The organism is Streptomyces geranii (assembly GCF_002954775.1).
GTDB classification, from domain to species: Bacteria; Actinomycetota; Actinomycetes; order Streptomycetales; family Streptomycetaceae; genus Streptomyces; species Streptomyces geranii.
The window spans coordinates 15,604-33,267 of sequence record NZ_PJME01000033.1; the positions used below are offsets into that span (position 1 = coordinate 15,604).

The 17,664-nt window shown below is 71.0% G+C and carries 13 protein-coding genes and 1 riboswitch; of the genes, 11 read left to right on the plus strand and 2 right to left on the minus strand.

Going from position 1 to position 17,664, the window contains the following annotated elements:
* Positions 1-14: 14 nt before the first annotated feature.
* Complete coding sequence (locus CW359_RS30180; RefSeq protein WP_105973354.1) at positions 15-821, minus strand: hypothetical protein; 807 nt, start codon at positions 819-821, stop codon at positions 15-17.
* 198 nt (positions 822-1,019) lie between these two features.
* The gene (locus CW359_RS30185; RefSeq protein ID WP_105973355.1) at positions 1,020-1,742 is read right to left on the minus strand and encodes a hypothetical protein; all 723 of its coding nucleotides are present in this window, start codon (positions 1,740-1,742) and stop codon (positions 1,020-1,022) included.
* A 272-nt stretch (positions 1,743-2,014) separates the two neighbouring features.
* Here CW359_RS30185 and CW359_RS30190 point away from each other — a divergent pair, with 272 nt between their 5' ends.
* From CW359_RS30190 to eno, 11 genes are all read left to right on the plus strand, one after another.
* A complete protein-coding gene (locus tag CW359_RS30190; protein ID WP_105973356.1) occupies positions 2,015-4,591 on the plus strand; it encodes an N-6 DNA methylase in 2,577 nt (858 codons plus the stop codon).
* A gap of 281 nt (positions 4,592-4,872) precedes the next feature.
* The gene (locus CW359_RS30195) at positions 4,873-5,532 is read left to right on the plus strand and encodes a hypothetical protein (RefSeq protein ID WP_105973357.1); all 660 of its coding nucleotides are present in this window, start codon (positions 4,873-4,875) and stop codon (positions 5,530-5,532) included.
* Positions 5,533-5,582: 50 nt separating this feature from the next.
* Positions 5,583-7,067, plus strand: coding sequence for a serine/threonine-protein kinase (locus CW359_RS30200; protein ID WP_269805613.1), 1,485 nt, complete (start codon positions 5,583-5,585; stop codon positions 7,065-7,067).
* Positions 7,068-7,249: 182 nt separating this feature from the next.
* Entirely contained in the window at positions 7,250-8,083 is an 834-nt protein-coding gene (locus CW359_RS30205) for a glycoside hydrolase domain-containing protein (protein ID WP_105973359.1), read from the plus strand.
* Between the two features lie 148 nt (positions 8,084-8,231).
* Positions 8,232-8,894, plus strand: a complete 663-nt coding sequence (locus CW359_RS30210) for a SurA N-terminal domain-containing protein (RefSeq protein WP_105973360.1) — start codon at positions 8,232-8,234, stop codon at positions 8,892-8,894.
* Positions 8,895-8,991: 97 nt separating this feature from the next.
* Positions 8,992-10,041 (plus strand): nucleoside triphosphate pyrophosphohydrolase, encoded by a 1,050-nt coding sequence (locus tag CW359_RS30215; RefSeq protein WP_408647535.1) that lies wholly within the window; start codon positions 8,992-8,994, stop codon positions 10,039-10,041.
* A 76-nt stretch (positions 10,042-10,117) separates the two neighbouring features.
* Positions 10,118-12,442, plus strand: coding sequence for a hypothetical protein (locus CW359_RS30220; protein WP_157968660.1), 2,325 nt, complete (start codon positions 10,118-10,120; stop codon positions 12,440-12,442).
* Complete coding sequence (locus CW359_RS30225; protein ID WP_105973363.1) at positions 12,439-13,758, plus strand: cytochrome P450 family protein; 1,320 nt, start codon at positions 12,439-12,441, stop codon at positions 13,756-13,758. The genes CW359_RS30220 and CW359_RS30225 overlap by 4 nt, the downstream gene beginning before the upstream one ends.
* 172 nt (positions 13,759-13,930) lie before the next feature.
* On the plus strand, positions 13,931-14,881 hold the full coding sequence (locus tag CW359_RS30230) for a LysM peptidoglycan-binding domain-containing protein (protein ID WP_105973364.1): 951 nt from the start codon (positions 13,931-13,933) through the stop codon (positions 14,879-14,881).
* A gap of 184 nt (positions 14,882-15,065) precedes the next feature.
* A riboswitch (cyclic di-AMP (ydaO/yuaA leader) is annotated at positions 15,066-15,237 on the plus strand.
* A 3-nt stretch (positions 15,238-15,240) separates the two neighbouring features.
* Positions 15,241-15,936, plus strand: a complete 696-nt coding sequence (locus CW359_RS30235) for a transglycosylase family protein (protein ID WP_105973365.1) — start codon at positions 15,241-15,243, stop codon at positions 15,934-15,936.
* Positions 15,937-16,302: 366 nt separating this feature from the next.
* Positions 16,303-17,583, plus strand: coding sequence for a phosphopyruvate hydratase (gene eno / locus CW359_RS30240; RefSeq protein ID WP_105973424.1), 1,281 nt, complete (start codon positions 16,303-16,305; stop codon positions 17,581-17,583).
* Positions 17,584-17,664 lie beyond the last annotated feature (81 nt).

Sequence of the window (17,664 nt, forward strand, 5' to 3'; positions counted from 1 at the left end):
CGGTGGGGGCCGCTTCAGCCGCCCAGCGCGTCCAGGTCGAGGATCTCGCCGGTGGGCTTGGTGGCCGCGACCGGCTTGTCGTACTCGCTGAAGGCGATGGTCCCCGGGTCCTTCACGGACTTGCTTTCGAGCCGGAGGATGTACGGCTTGCCCTGCGTCGCGACGTACAGCGTGTAACTGTCCTTGCCGTCCTTCTCGCTGACGGCGAGAGCAGGCTTGCCGCCAACGGTCGTCGCCCTGCCGCGCGTCACCCCGGCGCCCGGCCCGGAACCGGCGTCCTCGAAGTCGGCGAGCACACTGTCCAGGTCGCAGAACCCGGCGATGTCCTTGGCGTCGGCGCCGGACGCGGCCATCTTGGTCCACTTCCCGGCGAGCATGTCCACGACCCCGTCGGTCTCCTCCTTCGACGAACCGTCGCTCTGCGCCCGCAGGAACTTCTCGTCGTACCGCATATAGAGGGTGCTGCCGGTCTTCACGACATCGGCCTTGCCCTCGCCGTTCATGCTCAGCGTCCCGGCGCACTCGCCCCGCTTGTCGAGCGCCATGTCGATCCGGATCGTGCCGCCGCCCTCGTCGTCCGGCACATCGCCCGTCATACGGAGCGAGGAGGCACCCGAGGTCGCGGTGAGCGCCCGCTCGGCTATCTGGCCGCCGGTCAGTCCGGCGAACGGGCCCTCGGACGCCTTGGCGGCAGGCTTCCCGGAGGCCCGACCGGACGGTGAGCCGCCCGCCTTGTCCTCCCCCGACTGGCAGCCGGCGACTCCGGCGACGGTGAAGGTGACAGCGGTGAGGCAGAGGGCGGCAAGTGTGGTTCGGCGCATGGCAGTTCCTTCGAGGGTTCCTGGTGTGAGCTGAGGAATGTGGGCGGCGGTGGCGCAGTCCCCGGCGCTTCACCACCGCCGCCCGGCTGGGAGGCGGGGCGTAGGTAAGGGGGGTAGGGAGAGAGGTAGGTGGGGGGAGGGGAGTGAGGTAGGGAGAGGGACGGAGGTGGAGAGAAGGGGGGAGAGGGGAGCCGGACGTCAGCCCGTCTTCACCCAGTCCTTGCAGCCCGTCGTCTTGAAGTAGCCGTCGGACGCGCTGATCGTCGCGACCGCCGTGCCGTTGACGTTGTCGTTCGCGACGATCGAGTCGACGGAGTGCGAGGCGTCCTTCGACCGCTCCCAGTAGCACAGGTCATCGGCATTGCCCGCGGACTTGTACGTCCCCGGCGCGACGTCCGCACCCACTCTGAACATGCCGCCGTTGCCGGCCATCTTCGCGGCGGGCGTGCCCTTCGCCTTCAGGTCGACCGCCTCCCAGTCCTTGCAGCCGCTGGACTTGAAGAGCTTGTCGGTCGCCAGGATCGTCACGTAGCTGGTGCCGCTGACGTTGTCGTTGGCGAGCAGCGAGTCGATCTCGCCGGAGGCGTCCTTGGCCCGCTCCCAGTAGCAGAGGTCGTCGGTGTTCCCGCTGGTCCGATACGTACCGGGCTTGACGTCCGAGCCGACCTGGAAGTCCCCGTCCCCCTCGACGGCGACGACCTTCTCGGCAACCTCCGAACCGTCCGACCCGTCGGCGGAGTCGGCGGAGTCCGCCCCCGTCCCGCCCCCGGGCTTCTGCCCAGCCGAAGCCGACGACCCCTTGTCGCCACCGCCGCTGCTCCCGGACCCGCCGTCCCCGTCGCCCCCCGAGGTCGCCGACGCGACCCCGATGACGACGATCCCCGCGACGACTCCCAGCGCGACCTTGCCCTTCGTACCCATGACAGTCCCCTCCCCGTTACGACGGCGACAGCCTCCTTCCGGCGGTCACTCGTTCGCTGGGTCAATAGGACCAGATCGTGTGAACCGAGTCAACACGCTTCACGTGAAGTCGTGTGTACACGCTCGTGAATGGGTAGATCTTGCGTACGCCGCTATGCTCGGCGTCACATGTGAACCAGGGCTGCACGACCACGGCTGTGTACGGGCGACGGGTGACCGGAGCCGCACGCGGGAACGCCGGTGCCGTGCGCGGAACGAGGGGAGCGCGGCGCGTGCAGGACAACGCCACGGAAGTGACCGCCGCCGGCATCGCACGGCTCGCGGGCGTCGGCCGCGCCGCCGTCAGCAACTGGCGCCGCCGTCACGCCGACTTCCCCAAGCCGGTCGGCGGCACCGAGACCAGCCCCGCCTTCGCCCTCGCCGAGGTCGAGTCCTGGCTCCGCCGCCAGGGAAAACTCGCCGAAGTACCCCTACGCGAACGCGTCTGGCAACAACTCGTCGGCCACCCCGAGGGCCCGGCCACCGCCCTGGTCCACGCCGGCTGCGTCCTGCTCCTGATCCACGACCGCCCGACCGTCTGGCTGGAACTGGGCGCGGTCTCCGACGAACGCCTCGCGGCCCGCCTCCCCGGCGAGCTGGAGCAGGTGATCGTCCCGCGCTTCGGCGCTGCCGGGAAGCGGGGAGTTCACAGGGCGGCTGCGGGGCGGGCAGTTCACACGCCGGTGGCGGGGCAGGGGGTTCACGGGGCGGCGGTCGCTCAAGGAGTTCACAGTCCGACTGGTGTTCGGGGAGTTCACACTCCGCCGGGGTCGGGGGGCGGGGCTGCTGTGAACAGGCCGGGGGGTGTGAACAGCGAGGGCGGCGTACACGGCGCCTCGGCTGCCGCTCCGCCGGGCTCGCCGGGTGTGAATGCGCCGGGTGCTGTGAACGGGCCGGGTGCCGTGAACACTCCGCCCGGCGTACACACGCCGCCCGCCGCGTCCGGCGTTCACGGCGGTGCCGCGACGCCCGGCGTACACGGCACGCCTGCCGGCCCCGCCGTACACACCCCACCCGCTGGCCCCGGGGTACACGGCATCCCCGCCGTTCACACCTCCACCGCCCCACCCGGAGTTCACACCCCGCCCGCCGCCTCAGGCGTACACACCACCCCCTCTGTTCACACGACCCCCGCCACTCCCGCCGTACACACCCCCACCGGCCCCGAACTCCTCCCCTCCGCCCCCCTCCTCCGCGGCGTCGCCGATCTCGCCGCCGAGATGGGGGCGCGGCAGGCGTACGAGTTTCTGGTCGGGCGGCATCTTGATGCCAACCCGCGGCAGTACACGCTCACGCCGGCCGAGTTGGCGCGGCTCATGGGGGACCTCGCCGGGGCCGGCCGTACCGTGCTCGATCCGGCCTGTGGGACCGGGGCGCTGCTGCGGGCCGTGCCCGTGCCGGGGGCGCGGGAGGCCGAGCGGGACGAGGTCGAGCGCGAGGTGTACGGGCAGGACAGCGCGCCCGAGCTGGCCGCGCTCACCGCGCTCCGGCTCGCGCTGCAGGGGCGGAACGTGGTCGTGCGTACGGCGGTCGGGGACACCCTCCGGGCCGACGCCTACCCCGGCCTCCGGGCCGACGTCGTCCTCTGTCATCCGCCGTTCAACGAGCGGAACTGGGGGCACGACGAACTCGCGTACGACGCCCGCTGGGAGTACGGCTTCCCCGCCCGCAACGAGTCCGAGCTGGCCTGGGTGCAGCACGCCCTCGCGCGGCTGCGGGACGGTGGCACCGCCGTGCTGCTGATGCCGCCGGCCGCGGCGTCCCGGCGTTCGGGGCGTCGTATCCGCGCCGATCTGCTGCGGCGCGGGGCGCTGCGCGCGGTGATCGCGCTGCCCGTCGGTGCTGCACCCCCGTACAACATCCCCTTGCACCTTTGGGTACTTCGGCGGCCCGACAAGGCGCCCGCGCAGCCCGAGGTGCTGCTCGCCGACACCGGGAGCGTCGCCGAGCACGCCGGGCAGTCCGGGCGGGGCGGGCTCGACTGGGAGGCCGTGCGCGGTGCCGTCCTCGGTGCCTGGCGGCCCTTCGAGCGGGCCGGTACGGCGGTCGAGCAGCCGGGGGTCTCGCGTTCCGTGCCCGTCATCGAACTCCTCGACGACGACGTCGACCTCGCGCCCGCCCGCCACCTCCCCCCGGCCACCGCGGGCGACGGCGAACACCTGAGCGACGTACGCGAGCGGCTCGGCGAGACCCTGCGGCTGACCGCCGACCTCACCCCGCCCGCCCCCGAACCCACCCCGGGACAGCTCGGCCGCTGGCCGCTCATCACCATCGGCGACCTCGCGCGCGGGGGCGCCCTGGTGCTGCGTACCGGCGGAAACGGCGGCCACGCGCGCGTGCCCGTCCTCACCGACAATGACGTCCTCGCCGGAACCGCGCCCTCCGGGACGTTGCCCGAGAGCGACGAGGAGGCCGTGCTCGTCGAGGCCGGAGACGTCGTCGTGCCGGTGCTCGGCGGCGGGTCCATCGCGCGCGTGGTCGACGACGCCACCGCGGGGGCCGTTCTCGGGCGCAGCCTCGTCGTCCTGCGGCCCGATCCGGCCGCCCTCGACCCGTGGTTCCTCGCCGGGTTCCTGCGCGGCACCGCCAACAACCGGCAGGCCAGCAGCTACGCGTCCACGGCGACCCGGCTCGACGTGCGCCGGCTGCAGCTGCCCCGGCTCACGCTCGACGAACAGCGGCGCTACGGCGCCCGGTTCAGGGCGCTCGCCGAGTTCGAGGAGGCCCTGCGGCACGCCGGCCGGCTCGGCGGACAGCTCGTCCGCGGCATGTACGACGGGCTTACGGACGGCACGGTCGCGCCCGACTGACGCGCCTACGGACGGGATCGCCGCGCCTGACCGACACGCTGACGGTGCTCCGCGGGCCCACGAGCCACGACCGGCCCGGAGGTCGGCCTACGCCGGCCCTACATCGACCTGACATCCGCACGACAACGGTTCGGTACAACCCGGACCCGTTGTCGGTGGCGGCCTATACGCTCGGACTCCGACAGCGAACCTGTCGGCCCGTAACCTGTCGCCTCGTAGTCCGCCGCCCATAGCCTGTCGCTCGTCCGTCCCCGTCGGCATCACCCGGTCCAGGAGCAGTCATGTACGGCCCCGGCGCGCAGCCGCCCGCCCGCAGCGCGGGCACCGTCATCACCCTGCGCGTGCTGTTCGCCGCCGCCGGTTTCCTCTCGTGCGGCCTCCTCGCGTGCCTGCCGCTGTTCCGGGTCGCCATCCTGCGCGGCCGGTGGTTCGACTGGGTCGCGGCCTGGGTCAGCCTGCCGCTGTCCATCGCGTGCTTCGCGGTGGTCGGCACGGTGGAGGAGAGCAACGCCAAGGGCGACGTCGCCCTCGCCGCCGTCATGATCCTCGGCGCCCTGGGCAGCGCCTACTTCCTGATCACGGACATCCGGCTGGCCGGGCGGCCGGGCAACCAGCAGTACGGGTACGCCGGTTACCCCCAGGGCCCGACCCCGACTCCGAACATGCCGCCCGGGTACGGCTACCCGCCCCCGTCGCCGTACGCGAACACACCGCCCCCTGGCATGGGGTCCCCCGCGCCCCACCACACGCCCACACCCCAGCACCAGCACCGGCCCCCGGTTCCGGGCCCCGTACCGCCGCCCCCGCCGCAGCGCCCCGCGCCCGCCCGGATCGACCAGGTGCGCGCCGAACTCGACGAGCTGAGCGACTACTTGCGCAAGCACGACGGCAGCAATGGCGGCAGCGGCGGTGCCAACGGCGGTCACGAGGGCGGACGGTGAGCGTGGCGACGGGGACGGGCGGCGGACGGGTCATCGCCGAGCGGTACGAACTGTCCACGCTCATCGGGCAGGGCGGCATGGGCCAGGTCTGGACGGCGTACGACCAGCGCCTCGACCGCAGGGTCGCCGTGAAACTGCTGCGGCCCGACAAGGTCGCCGGGCAGGAGGCCGACGAACTGCGCCGCCGGTTCGTCCGCGAGTGCCGGGTCACCGCGCAGGTCGACCACCCCGGGCTCGTCACGGTCCACGACGCGGGCAGCGAGGGCGCGGAACTGTTCCTCGTCATGCAGTACGTCGACGGCGCCGACCTCTCCGACCACCTCGCCGAGCACGACCCCTACCCCTGGCAGTGGGCGGTGGCGGTGGCCGCGCAACTGTGCGCCGTACTGAGCGCCGTGCACGCCGTGCCGATCGTCCACCGCGACCTCAAGCCGCGCAACGTGATGGTGAAGCAGGACGGCACGGTCACCGTCCTCGACCTGGGCGTCGCGTCCGTCATGGACACCGACACCACCCGCCTCACGCACACCGGTTCGCCCATCGGCTCGCCCGCCTACATGGCCCCCGAGCAGGCCATGGGCGGCGCGGTCGGCCCGTACACGGACCTGTACGCACTCGGCGTACTCCTGCACGAACTCCTCAGCGGGGACGTGCCGTTCTCGGGTTCGACGGCCCTCGGCGTCCTCCACCGGCACCTGTACGAGCCGCCGCTGCCCGTGCGCCGCCTCAGACCCGAGGTGCCCGAGTCGCTGGAGGCGCTCGTCCTGCGGCTGCTCGCCAAGGACCCGCAGCACCGGCCCGCCTCCGCGCAGGAGGTGTACGAGCACCTGGCGCTGCTCCTCCCGGAGCGCGGGATACCCACCGGTGCGCCCCTCGACCCCACGCGCCCCTTCCTGCGCCCGCACGCCCCCTGGCCGGACCGCGCCCGCACCCCCGCGCCCCGGCCGACGGCCGCTCCCGTCGCCGCCGAGCGGCCCGATGTCGCCGGGGCCGTCGACGAGGTCAAGCGACTGCTCGGCGAGGGCCGCATCACCCAGGCCGTCGACATCCTCGGCGCGATCCTGCCCGCCGCCGCCGAACAGCACGGCGAGCACTCCCCGGTCGTACGCACCCTGCGCAAGCAGTACGCGGCCACCCTCATGGACGACGGCCAGTACCGCCGCGCCCTGCCCGAACTCCGCCGCCTCGCCGACGAACGCGCCACCGAGGCCGGCCAGGCCGACCCCCAGTCACTGCGCTTCCGCTACGAGGCCGCCCAATGCCTCGAACAGCTGGGCGAACCGGCGGCGGCCCTGGCCGAGTACCGCGCCCTCCTCCCGTACTACGAGAACCAGTACGTCGCCGGCGACCCCGAACTCTCCCTCGACGTCCGCCGCCGCATCGGCCACCTCCTCCTCGCCCTCGGCGACCGCACCGCCGCCCACGACACCCTCGCCCGCCTCCTCCACGACGTGGACCGCCTGCGCGGCCCCGGACACCCGCTCGCGGCGGAGATCCGGCGGACGCTGGCGTGGCTGGGACAGGTGCGCGGCTAGGACCCGCCCTCGCCAAACCGGCCAGTGGCCGGATTTTGCCGTGCCGTGAGGGAATCTTGTGAGCCTCTGGGGCGGGTGTTTCCCGAACACGGAGGCGCCGCTGGTTACGTTGCGACCTGCTTTCGCGTCACCAGAACATCGCGTCACCAGAACGTCGCGTCACAGAACCAGGGGTGGGTCATATGGCGTCCGGTCACCGGCAGTCCAAGAAGCGCAGGTATCTCACGTGGACGGTGGCAGGGGCGGCCGTCGTCGCCGGGGCCGGGCTCGCCGCGCAGACCTCGATGGCCGCCACCGCCTTCCCCGCCCAGCGGACGTACACCGGACGCGCGTTCGACACCTGCGCCGCGCCCTCCGCCGCCGCGATGAAGGCCTGGCGCACCGACAAGTTCTACGGCGCCGCGGCCGTCTACATCGGCGGCAGGAACCGCGGCTGCGCGCAGCCCAACCTCACCGCGTCCTGGGTGAGGTCGGTCAGCGCGCAGGGCTGGAAACTCATCCCCCTGTACGTCGGCGCCCAGCCGTCCTGCCAGACCGGCTCCAGCCCCGAGAAGCTCACCGCCGCCACGGCCGCCTCCCTCGGTACGAAGGACGCGGCGGACGCGGTCGCCAAGGCCTCGGCGCTCGGCATGAAGGCCGGCAGCCCGGTCTACCTCGACATGGAGTCGTACGACATCACGAACAAGGCGTGCGACGACGCCGTACTGACGTACGTCCGCGCCTTCGACAAGGCGCTGCACGCCAAGACGTACCGCACCGGCTTCTACGGCTTCCGCAGTTCCAGCGCGCAGGCCATCGCCCGGGCCACCGACCGCACCGACCTGCCGGGCAACCTGTGGTACGCGCTGTGGGACCAGCAGAACACCACCACCAAGGACTGGCCGTTCGGCGTGACCCAGTGGACGAACCACAGCCGGGCCCACCAGTACCTGGTCAACAGCAAGGAGAAGCGCGGCGGTTACACGATCACCGTGGACCGCGACGCGTGGGACGCACCGGTGGCGATCACGGGCTGAGACGGGCGAAGCCTCGGGGGAGAGTGCGGCGGTGCCCGAACTGCTGGTGAATCGTTGGTCGAATGGCTTGGCCGGAGCCCGGCCACTGCCTAACATCGATCACCGCAAGACCTTGTGCATCGCCGCACAATCTCCTCGGGAGGCTCCCTTGCACCGCCGTCGTCGCACCGCGCTCTTCCTCTCCGCCGCGATCGTCGCGGCGGCACCTCTCCTCACCGCCTGCGGAAACGACGCGCATCCCGGCGCGGCGGCCGTCGTCGGCGGGCAGCGGATCACGGTCTCGCAGCTGGAGAGCAGGGTGAACGAGGTACGCGCGGCGCAGCGGGCGGCCACCCCGGACCAGGCCCAGTACGCGCAGACCGTCGCCAGAACCGGCAGCCTCACCCGGGACACCCTGCACACCATGGTCCTCGACCGCGTCCTGAACCAGGCCGCGAAGAGCGCGGACGTCAGCGTGACCCGCAAGGACGTCCAGGACCTGCGCGCGGCCCTGGAGCAGCAGGCGGGCGGCGCGAAGCCGCTGGAGGCGGCCTGGCTCCAGCAGTACGGCGTCGCCCCGGCCCACCTCGACGACAGCCTGCACACCGAGATCGTGGCCCAGAAGCTGGCCGCCGCGCTCGGCGCCGACATGAACACGACGGACGGCCAGGCCACCTTCTGGAAGGCGATGTCCGAGGCCTCGAAGACCCTCGACGTCGACCTCAACCCGCGCTACGGCACCTGGGACGTCCAGAAGAGCAGCCGCGCCGACGCGAAGACGCCATGGGTACGGGAGATCACGGCGGCCAAGGCGGCACAGGGCACGGCGTAACGGTTGTCCGTACGGGTGTGCGGGCCCTGGTGAGGATGCGTGCCCCCGGCCTGTGGATAACTCCGGGGCTGTCGGCGGCGTGCGTTACGTTCGGATGGTGAACGCAACCAGCAGCTTCGAGACCGCTCCGGAGACCGACGGGACCGCCCCCGGCCGGATCGTCCTGCTCACCACCAGCCACCGGGTCGCCCCCGGCCTGCTGTCCTGGCCCGCCTGGCAGACGCTGCGCGCGGCGGACCGGGTGCTGTGCGCGGACGGCGGCCATCCGCAGCTGCCCTACCTCCGGGAGGCGGGCATAGCGGTGGAGGAGTCCGCCCCGACCGCCGAGGAACTGATCGACGCCTGCGCGGACGGCCGGACGGTCGTGGTCGTGACGACGGGCGAGGGCGACCCGTCCCTCACGGACGGCCTGGCCCGCCTGGCGGGCTCCGGCCGCGTACACATGCCGGACCTGGAACTCCTCCCCGCCTCCTACGACCTCCCCGGCGCCCGCCTCCTCGACCTCGTCCAGGTCATGGACCGCATCCGCCGCGAGTGCCCCTGGTCGTCCCGCCAGACGCACAAGGGCCTGGCGAAGTACGGCATCGAGGAGGCGTACGAACTCGTCGAGGCGATCGAGGAGGGCGACCGGGACGAGCTGCGCGAGGAGCTGGGGGACGTACTGCTCCAGGTGGTGTTCCACGCGCGGATCGCGGAGGAGGGGGAGGGCAGTGGAGAGGGAGACGGAGACGAGGAGGAAGGGACCGCTCCCTTCTCGATCGACGACGTGGCGGCGGGCATCGTCACGAAGCTGATCCACCGCCACCCGCACGTCTTCGGCGACGCGACGGCGACGACACCGGAGGAGGTGAAGGCGCACTGGCTGCGCACCAAGGCGGTGGAGAAGCAGCGGGAGTCGGTGACGGACGGCATCCCCCTGGGCCAGCCGGCCCTGGCCCTGACGGCGAAGCTGGCGTCGCGGGTGCACACGGCGGCCCTGGACGTCCCGCTGCCGACGGGCGAGGGCATCGGCTACGAGCTGCTGGGGCTGGCGGTACGGGCGGAGGCGGAGGGCGTGGACCCGGAGGCGGCGCTGCGGGTGGCCGCGCGGGCGTATCGGGACGCGGTGCGGGTGAAGGAGGGGGTGGCAGGGAGACGGGGGGCCTGACCACTCTGACTGACGGTTTCTCAGTACCGTTGGCCCACGGTGGTGTTGAGGCGTGGGGGCGGGCGTGGAGCAGGGGATGGACCAGCTGGCGGTCGACGGAGCCGGGGTGTTGGCCAACGGGCTCATGTCGGCGGACTGGCGGCGGGTACGGGACGGGTTCGCGCAGTGGTTCGAGCAGCGAGTGCAGGAGGAGTACGCCGCTGAACTGCGGAGTGTGCAGGGGCCGAGGACGTTCAGCCGCGGGGAGGAGCTGACCTGGCTCCGCCGGTTGAACGAGCACCTCTCCGACGCGTGGGACCTGGAAGCCTCCGACGAACTCATCGCCCTCATCACGAAGTTGGACACGCCCCCGCCGACCAAGAAACCGATTCCGATCCCGGCTCCGGCTCCAACTCCGGCTCCAACTTCGGCTCCGGTTCCGGTTCCGGCTCCGGAACTTGCTCCGGCCGAGCCGGGCGACCGTTTCGACTTCCAGGGGATCACCGTCAACGGTCAGTTCGTCGGCGTGCAGCACGTCCAGCAGGCGCCGGAGCCGGCGGCTGGGTCCGGTTCGGTGGACTGGCCGCAGGCGCAGGACATGGCACCGCTGGCGTACGGAGTACGGCCGCCCCGGCGGGACAAGGGCCTGCCCCAACTGCCGCCGTACGTCGGCCGGGACGCCGACCGGGCGGTTAACTCGGCGGTGGAGACGGCCGCTTCGGAGGGCGGGCTGGTGGTGGTCCGGGGGGACGCGTACGCGGGCAAGACGCGGACGGCGCTGGCGGCGATGGCCGAAGTGCTCCGGGGAGTACGGGTGTTCGCACCCGCCAGGCACGAGAACCTGCGCGGGCTGCCGGCCCTGCTGAGAGGCATGCCGGGCGAACGCTGCGCGGTGTGGCTCGACGACCTCGACGGCCACCTCGGGGCGGACGGTCTGGAGCCGAGGCTGCTGGCGCAGTTGGAGGCGCAGCGGGTGCCGGTGATCGCGACGACGAGAGAGGACGCGTACGACAGGTTCCGCAGGCTGTCCCGGGGGCGGGTGCTGGATCTGGCGCACATCGTGGAGCTGCCTCGTGACTGGAGTCACGGGGAGCGGAAGCGGGCGGCGGACACCGACGACCCCCGACTGACGGAGGCCGCCCGCCACTGCGGGGCGGAGGGTGTGGCGGCCTACCTCGCGGTCGGCCCGATGCTGTGGGAGGAGTGGCAGCGGGCTCGCCGGGCGGACAGCCATCCACGCGGGTACGCCCTGGTGCGGGCGGCGGTCGACCTGGCCAGGTGCGGCCTGCGGGGCCCGCTGCCCGAGAACCTGCTGGTGAAGGTCCACGAGGGGTACGGATCCGCGGCCGACCTGGAACGGGAGCCCGTGGCCGACGCGTTGACCTGGGCGGCGGAGAAACGTGACGGCGTGCTGCGGATGCTCAGGCCCAGCGGCGAGAGCAAGTGGGAGGCGGCCCCTTGCCTGGTGGACGCGGCGTCCAGGGACGAGGCGTTTCCGGTGGTGGGCGGGGAGGTGTGGGGGGTCGCGCTGGAGGTGGCCCGGACGGACTCCGCGTACGACTTCGAGGTGGTCGTGGAGGGGGCGCGGGGGGCGTTTCGGGTGGCTGCGGAGGCGGGGGACGGGCAGGCCATGCACAGCTTGGGGGTGCTGGAGGAGAGCCTGGGGGACGGGACGGAAGCGGAGAACTGGTTCCGGAGAGCGGCTCACGCAGGGCATGCGGAGGCCGCGGGGCGGGTGGGGCGGTTGCTGGCGGAGCGCGGTGATACGAGGGACGCGGAACCCTTCCTGGAGATGGCCGCGGAGGCGGGGGATCACGTGGCGGCGACCCTGCTGGGGAAGGCGCTTCGGGACCGGGCGGCGAAGTGGCTGATGAAGGGGGAACAGCTGGGGAATCCGGAGGCGGCCCATCTCCTGGGAGACCTGTACCTCGGGAGCGGCGACTACGACAGTGCGAGACACAGCTACGGACTCGCGGAGAACCTCAGGTACGAGGAGGTCGCCAGGAGTATGGGTGCGTCGCTGATCCTGGACAACGAGTCCGAGGCAGCCAAGGTGTGGCTTGCCCGAGCGGTGGCCTTGGGTGACGAAGGAGCGCTCGCCCTGCTGGACGCCCTCGGATGTGGTCCGGAGGGCCCCGAAGGACAATTCTGGGACTCTGTCGACCTCTTTCCGATGGACAGTGCGCACCTGGGCTTCCTGCTGGAGGCTCAGGGCCTCTCGGACGAGGCCCGAGCCAAGTACCAGCAGGGCTATCTGGCCGGAGACGCCTACGGCGCTTATCGTCTGGCCGTCCTCCTCGACAAGGAGGACGAGCCGGAGAAAGCCAAGGTCTGGTACCGGAAAGCCGCCGACATGGGTCACTTCGGAGCCCAGAAGGCCCTCGGAGAGAAGCCCGGCACGCCCGATACCGTCGCCGAGTGACCAACCAGCCCCGCTCCACGCCTCCGCCCTCGGCCTCGGCCCCGGCCCCCGAACTCTTCACCTGGGAGTTCGCCACCGACCCCTACCCCGCCTACGCCTGGCTCCGTGAGCACGCGCCCGTGCACCGGACCAAGTTGCCCAGCGGTGTCGAGGCCTGGCTGGTCACCCGGTACGGCGATGCCAAGCAGGCCCTCGCCGACCCTCGGCTCTCCAAGAATCCCGCCCACCATGACGAGCCCGCGCACGCCAAGGGCAAGACCGGGATTCCCGGTGAGCGCAAGGCCGAGTTGATGACCCATCTGCTCAATATCGATCCGCCGGACCACACCAGGCTCCGTCGGCTCGTCGCCAAGGCGTTCACTCCTCGTCGTGTCGCCGAGTTCGCGCCCCGGGTGCAGGAACTGACCGATCAGCTCATCGACCGGTTCGCCGCGCGCGGCTCCGCCGATCTCATCCATGAGTTCGCCTTTCCGCTGCCCATCTACGCCATCTGCGACCTGCTGGGCGTACCCCGCGAGGACCAGGACGACTTCCGGGACTGGGCCGGGATGATGATCCGGCACGGGGGCGGGCCCCGGGGCGGGGTCGCCCGGTCCGTGAAGAAGATGCGGGGCTATCTCGCCGAGCTGATCCACCGCAAGCGCGAGGCGCTGACCGACCTGCCCGAACCCGGTGAGGATCTGATCTCCGGGCTCATCCGGGCCTCGGACGAGGGTGAGCACCTCACCGAGAACGAGGTCACCGCCATGGCTTTCATCCTACTTTTTGCAGGTTTTGAGACTACGGTCAATTTGATCGGTAATGGGGTTTACACCCTTATTGCCCATCCCGAGCAGCGTGCCCGACTCCAGGCCTCCCTCGCCCTCAAGGACTCCTCCCTCCTCGACACCGGCATCGAGGAACTCCTCCGGTACGACGGTCCTGTCGAGCTGGCCACCTGGCGGTTCGCCACCCAGCCTCTGAGTATCGGCGGGCAGGACATCGGTGCCGGTGACCCCGTCCTCGTCGTGCTCGCCGCCGCCGACCGGGACCCGGCGCGGTTCGCCGACCCCGACGTCCTCGATCTCGGGCGCCGGGACAACCAGCACCTCGGCTACGGCCACGGCATCCACTACTGCCTCGGCGCCCCCCTCGCCCGTCTGGAGGGGCGGAGCGCGCTCGGCACCCTCCTCACCCGGCTCCCCGATCTCGAACTCGCCGTCGAGCCGGGCGAGTTGAGGTGGCGGGGCGGGCTCATCATGCGTGGACTGCGTACCCTGCCCGTCGAGTTCACGCCCGTTCGCGAATCCGGGCAAACGGCGACAGTGGCGCCGTAGAAGATCACAGGAAGGTGACACACTCTCAACAATGTGATCTTCACGTGATCTGCGCGGCATTAACTTGTGACAAGTGATCGTCTGGCGATACGTTCGAGCACCAGTGCGACGCCCCCCGCCCCCCGGCAACATCCGTCGCACCGGTCCCCGCTGTCTCGCGAAAGGCAACCGCATGCTCTCCGGGAACGGTCGTCACCGTCGCCCCCGTCAGGCCCCGGCTCTGCTGGTCGCGGCCGGCGTCACCGGCTCCGCCGTCGTCATTCCGCTGCTCGCGGCGACCGGCGCGAGCGCGGCCAGTGCGACCACCTGGGACCGGGTCGCGGAATGCGAGAGCGGTGGCTCCTGGAGCGCCAACGAGGGCAACGGGTACTACGGCGGGCTCCAGTTGACCCAGGCCGACTGGGAGAAGTATGGCGGTATCGCCTACGCCCCCAGCGCCGACCAGGCCAGCCGTTCGCAGCAGATCGCCGTCGGCGAGAAGGTGCTCGCCGACCAGGGCGCCGGGGCCTGGGAGGCCTGCGCGCTGCTCTCCGGGCTCGGCAAGGACACCCGCCCGGCCGGCGTCGACACCGGGCTGGCCGGGGATGCGCTGGGTTCGTCGTCGGATGTGGGTGCGGACGCGGACGCGGGTGCGGAGGCGAGTACGGACGCAGGTGTGGACGCGGATGCGTCGGCGGCTTCCCCTGCCCCCTCCTCCACTCCCACGCCCTCGTCCACCCCCTCTTCCACTCCCACCCCCTCCTCCACGCCCTCCCTCGACTCCACGCCCTCCCTCAAGGCCACGCCCTCCCTCAAGGCCACGACCGACTCGGCCGAAGGTGCCGACTCGACCCCCTCGGTCTCCCCCTCCTCCGGTTCCTCCGGGCAGGGCGTCTCGCAGGAAAGTGACAGCTCGTCCATCGACGGAACAAAGGGTGAGGAACAGGGCAACTCCGGGCAGAGTGCTGGGGGCTCGTACGTCGTCCGGGTCGGCGACACCCTGTGTGCCATCGCCGACTCCCTTGATCTTCCTGGCGGATGGTCCGAGCTGTACGCCGAGAACGCGAGCGTCCTCGGTACTGATCCCAACCACATCCTCCCCGGTCAGACCCTTGCTGTCGGTGACGAACTCGGGCAAAAGTAGCCGGAGTTCGCGTCATGATTCGACAGGAAATGTCCAATATGGATGCAGTGAGAGATAGATCTCAGAAGCCCTGATCGTCTTTGTATTTCAGAGGATCACCTGTTTACGGTCGTGACCGCTCGCCACAGCGGGCCCCGTCTGTCGCAACGCCGAATCCTGCCAGCGGCCGTACGGGAACAGTCGTCGCTATCAAGCGCCGTAGGCAGGAGCGGGGGACCCAAGGTAAGTGCCGCACCGGGCAGTTGGCCGGAGCGGCTTGGGGTTAAGCCGTACGCCGCCCGAACGGGGCGTACGGCCGGGCAACTCAACCGGCCCGAACCCGACAGCTCACCTCGCAGGCGTCGGTGAGGGGATCATTCATGCTGTTTTCCGGCAAGGGCAAGCACCGCCGCCCGTCCAAGGCCACCCGCGTCGTCGCCCTCGCCGGCGTGACCGGTGCAGCCGTCGCCGCTCCGCTGCTCGCGGCCGGCTCCGCCTCCGCCGCCACCTCCGCCGAGTGGGACACCGTCGCCCAGTGCGAGTCCGGCGGCAACTGGTCCATCAATACCGGCAACGGCTACTACGGCGGCCTGCAGTTCTCCGCCTCGACCTGGGCCGCGTACGGCGGCACGGCGTACGCCTCCACCGCTGACCAGGCCTCCAAGTCCCAGCAGATAACCATCGCCGAGAAGGTCCTCGCGGGCCAGGGCAAGGGTGCCTGGCCGGTCTGCGGCACCGGCCTGTCCAGCGCCGCCTACGACGGTGGCAGCAGCAGCTCGGACAGTGGTGCGAGCACCAACACCGGTACGACGGAGACCACCACCCGCTCCTCCGACGACCAGGCCGCCTCCCGTTCGCAGGAGCGACCGGCCGCGAAGAAGACCGTCACCACCCCGACCGGCAAGAAGGTCGAGAAGGGCGACGGCGAGTACAAGGTCGTCAAGGGCGACACCCTCAGCGCGATCGCCGAGGCGCACGACGTCAAGGGCGGCTGGCAGAAGCTGTTCCAGCTGAACAAGGACATCATCGACGACGCCGACTTCATCTACCCGGGCCAGCAGCTCCACCTCAGCTGATCCCAGGGTCGAAGGCCGACCCCAGGGGCTGACAGGCCGCTCGAAATACAGTCAGCCCGAAGGTGAACCACAGCGCCCTCACATCCGTGCCTTCCATAGTGAAGACCTCGTGAGGGTCACCCCCGTCCCCCACGGGCTCCCCGCTCCGGTGCGTTCTCCCCCGTACGCACCGGGGCGGGGCTTTTTGTTTCCCCGAGGAACAATGTTTACCCTCGGTTCCGTCCATGTTCCGTCCATGGGGTGGTCGGACGGCTGGCCGATCCGCCCGGGCCGGTTAGGCTCATCAACGCGGAGCCGCCGCGGCCCCGTACAAGCGAGGCCCAAGCAGCCCCGCGTACCCGCGTCACATCCCAGAAGGAGATGCTCGTGCCGTCCATCGACGTCGTCGTAGCCCGGGAAATCCTCGACTCGCGAGGCAACCCCACCGTCGAGGTCGAGGTCGGCCTCGATGACGGCAGCACCGGTCGTGCCGCCGTTCCGTCCGGCGCCTCCACCGGCGCCTTCGAGGCCATCGAGCTGCGCGACGGTGACCCCAACCGCTACCTCGGCAAGGGTGTCGAGAAGGCCGTCCTCGCCGTCATCGAGCAGATCGGCCCGGAGCTGGTCGGCTACGACGCCACCGAGCAGCGCCTGATCGACCAGGCGATGTTCGACCTGGACGCCACCGACAACAAGGGCTCCCTCGGTGCCAACGCCATCCTCGGCGTCTCCCTCGCCGTCGCCCACGCGGCCTCCGAGGCCAGCGACCTCCCCCTCTTCCGCTACCTCGGCGGCCCGAACGCGCACCTGCTGCCCGTCCCGATGATGAACATCCTCAACGGCGGGTCCCACGCGGACTCCAACGTCGACATCCAGGAGTTCATGATCGCCCCGATCGGCGCGGAGTCCTTCTCCGAGGCGCTGCGCTGGGGTGCGGAGATCTACCACACCCTCAAGAAGGTGCTGAAGACCAAGGGCCTGTCCACCGGTCTCGGCGACGAGGGCGGCTTCGCGCCGAACCTGGAGTCCAACCGCGCCGCGCTCGACCTCATCCTTGAGGCGATCAAGCAGGCCGGTTACGTCCCCGGTGAGCAGATCGGTCTCGCGCTCGACGTCGCCGCGTCCGAGTTCTACAAGGACGGCAAGTACGAGTTCGAGGGCAAGTCCCGCACGGCCGCCGAGATGACCGAGTACTACGAGGAGCTGGTCTCCGCGTACCCGCTCATCTCCATCGAGGACCCGCTGTACGAGGACGACTGGGACGGCTGGAAGACCATCACCGACAAGCTGGGCGACAAGGTCCAGATCGTCGGCGACGACCTCTTCGTCACCAACCCGGAGCGCCTCGCCCGCGGCATCGAGGAGGGCTCGGCCAACGCCCTGCTCGTCAAGGTCAACCAGATCGGCTCGCTCACCGAGACCCTGGACGCCGTCGAGCTGGCCCAGCGCAACGGCTTCAAGTGCATGATGTCCCACCGCTCCGGCGAGACCGAGGACGTCACCATCGCCGACCTCGCCGTCGCGGTGAACTGCGGCCAGATCAAGACCGGCGCCCCGGCCCGCTCGGACCGCGTCGCCAAGTACAACCAGCTGCTGCGCATCGAGGAGATCCTCGACGACGCGGCCGTGTACGCCGGTCGCAGCGCCTTCCCCCGCTTCAAGGGCTGAGCCACGGCTCCGTAAGAGGCGTCGTACGTACGTCCCCGTACCCGGTCCCGTACCGTGTGCGGGGACGTACGCACATACAAG

Excerpts from the sequence above, each read along its gene's own strand:
- CW359_RS30235 (WP_105973365.1), top strand. The coding sequence starts at position 15,241 with ATGCTGTTTTCCGGCAAGGGCAAGCACCGCCGCCCGTCCAAGGCCACC.
- CW359_RS30185 (WP_105973355.1), bottom strand. The coding sequence starts at position 1,742 with ATGGGTACGAAGGGCAAGGTCGCGCTGGGAGTCGTCGCGGGGATCGTC.
- CW359_RS30230 (WP_105973364.1), top strand. The coding sequence starts at position 13,931 with ATGCTCTCCGGGAACGGTCGTCACCGTCGCCCCCGTCAGGCCCCGGCT.
- CW359_RS30205 (WP_105973359.1), top strand. The coding sequence starts at position 7,250 with ATGGCGTCCGGTCACCGGCAGTCCAAGAAGCGCAGGTATCTCACGTGG.
- CW359_RS30220 (WP_157968660.1), top strand. The coding sequence starts at position 10,118 with ATGGACCAGCTGGCGGTCGACGGAGCCGGGGTGTTGGCCAACGGGCTC.
- CW359_RS30195 (WP_105973357.1), top strand. The coding sequence starts at position 4,873 with ATGTACGGCCCCGGCGCGCAGCCGCCCGCCCGCAGCGCGGGCACCGTC.
- CW359_RS30180 (WP_105973354.1), bottom strand. The coding sequence starts at position 821 with ATGCGCCGAACCACACTTGCCGCCCTCTGCCTCACCGCTGTCACCTTC.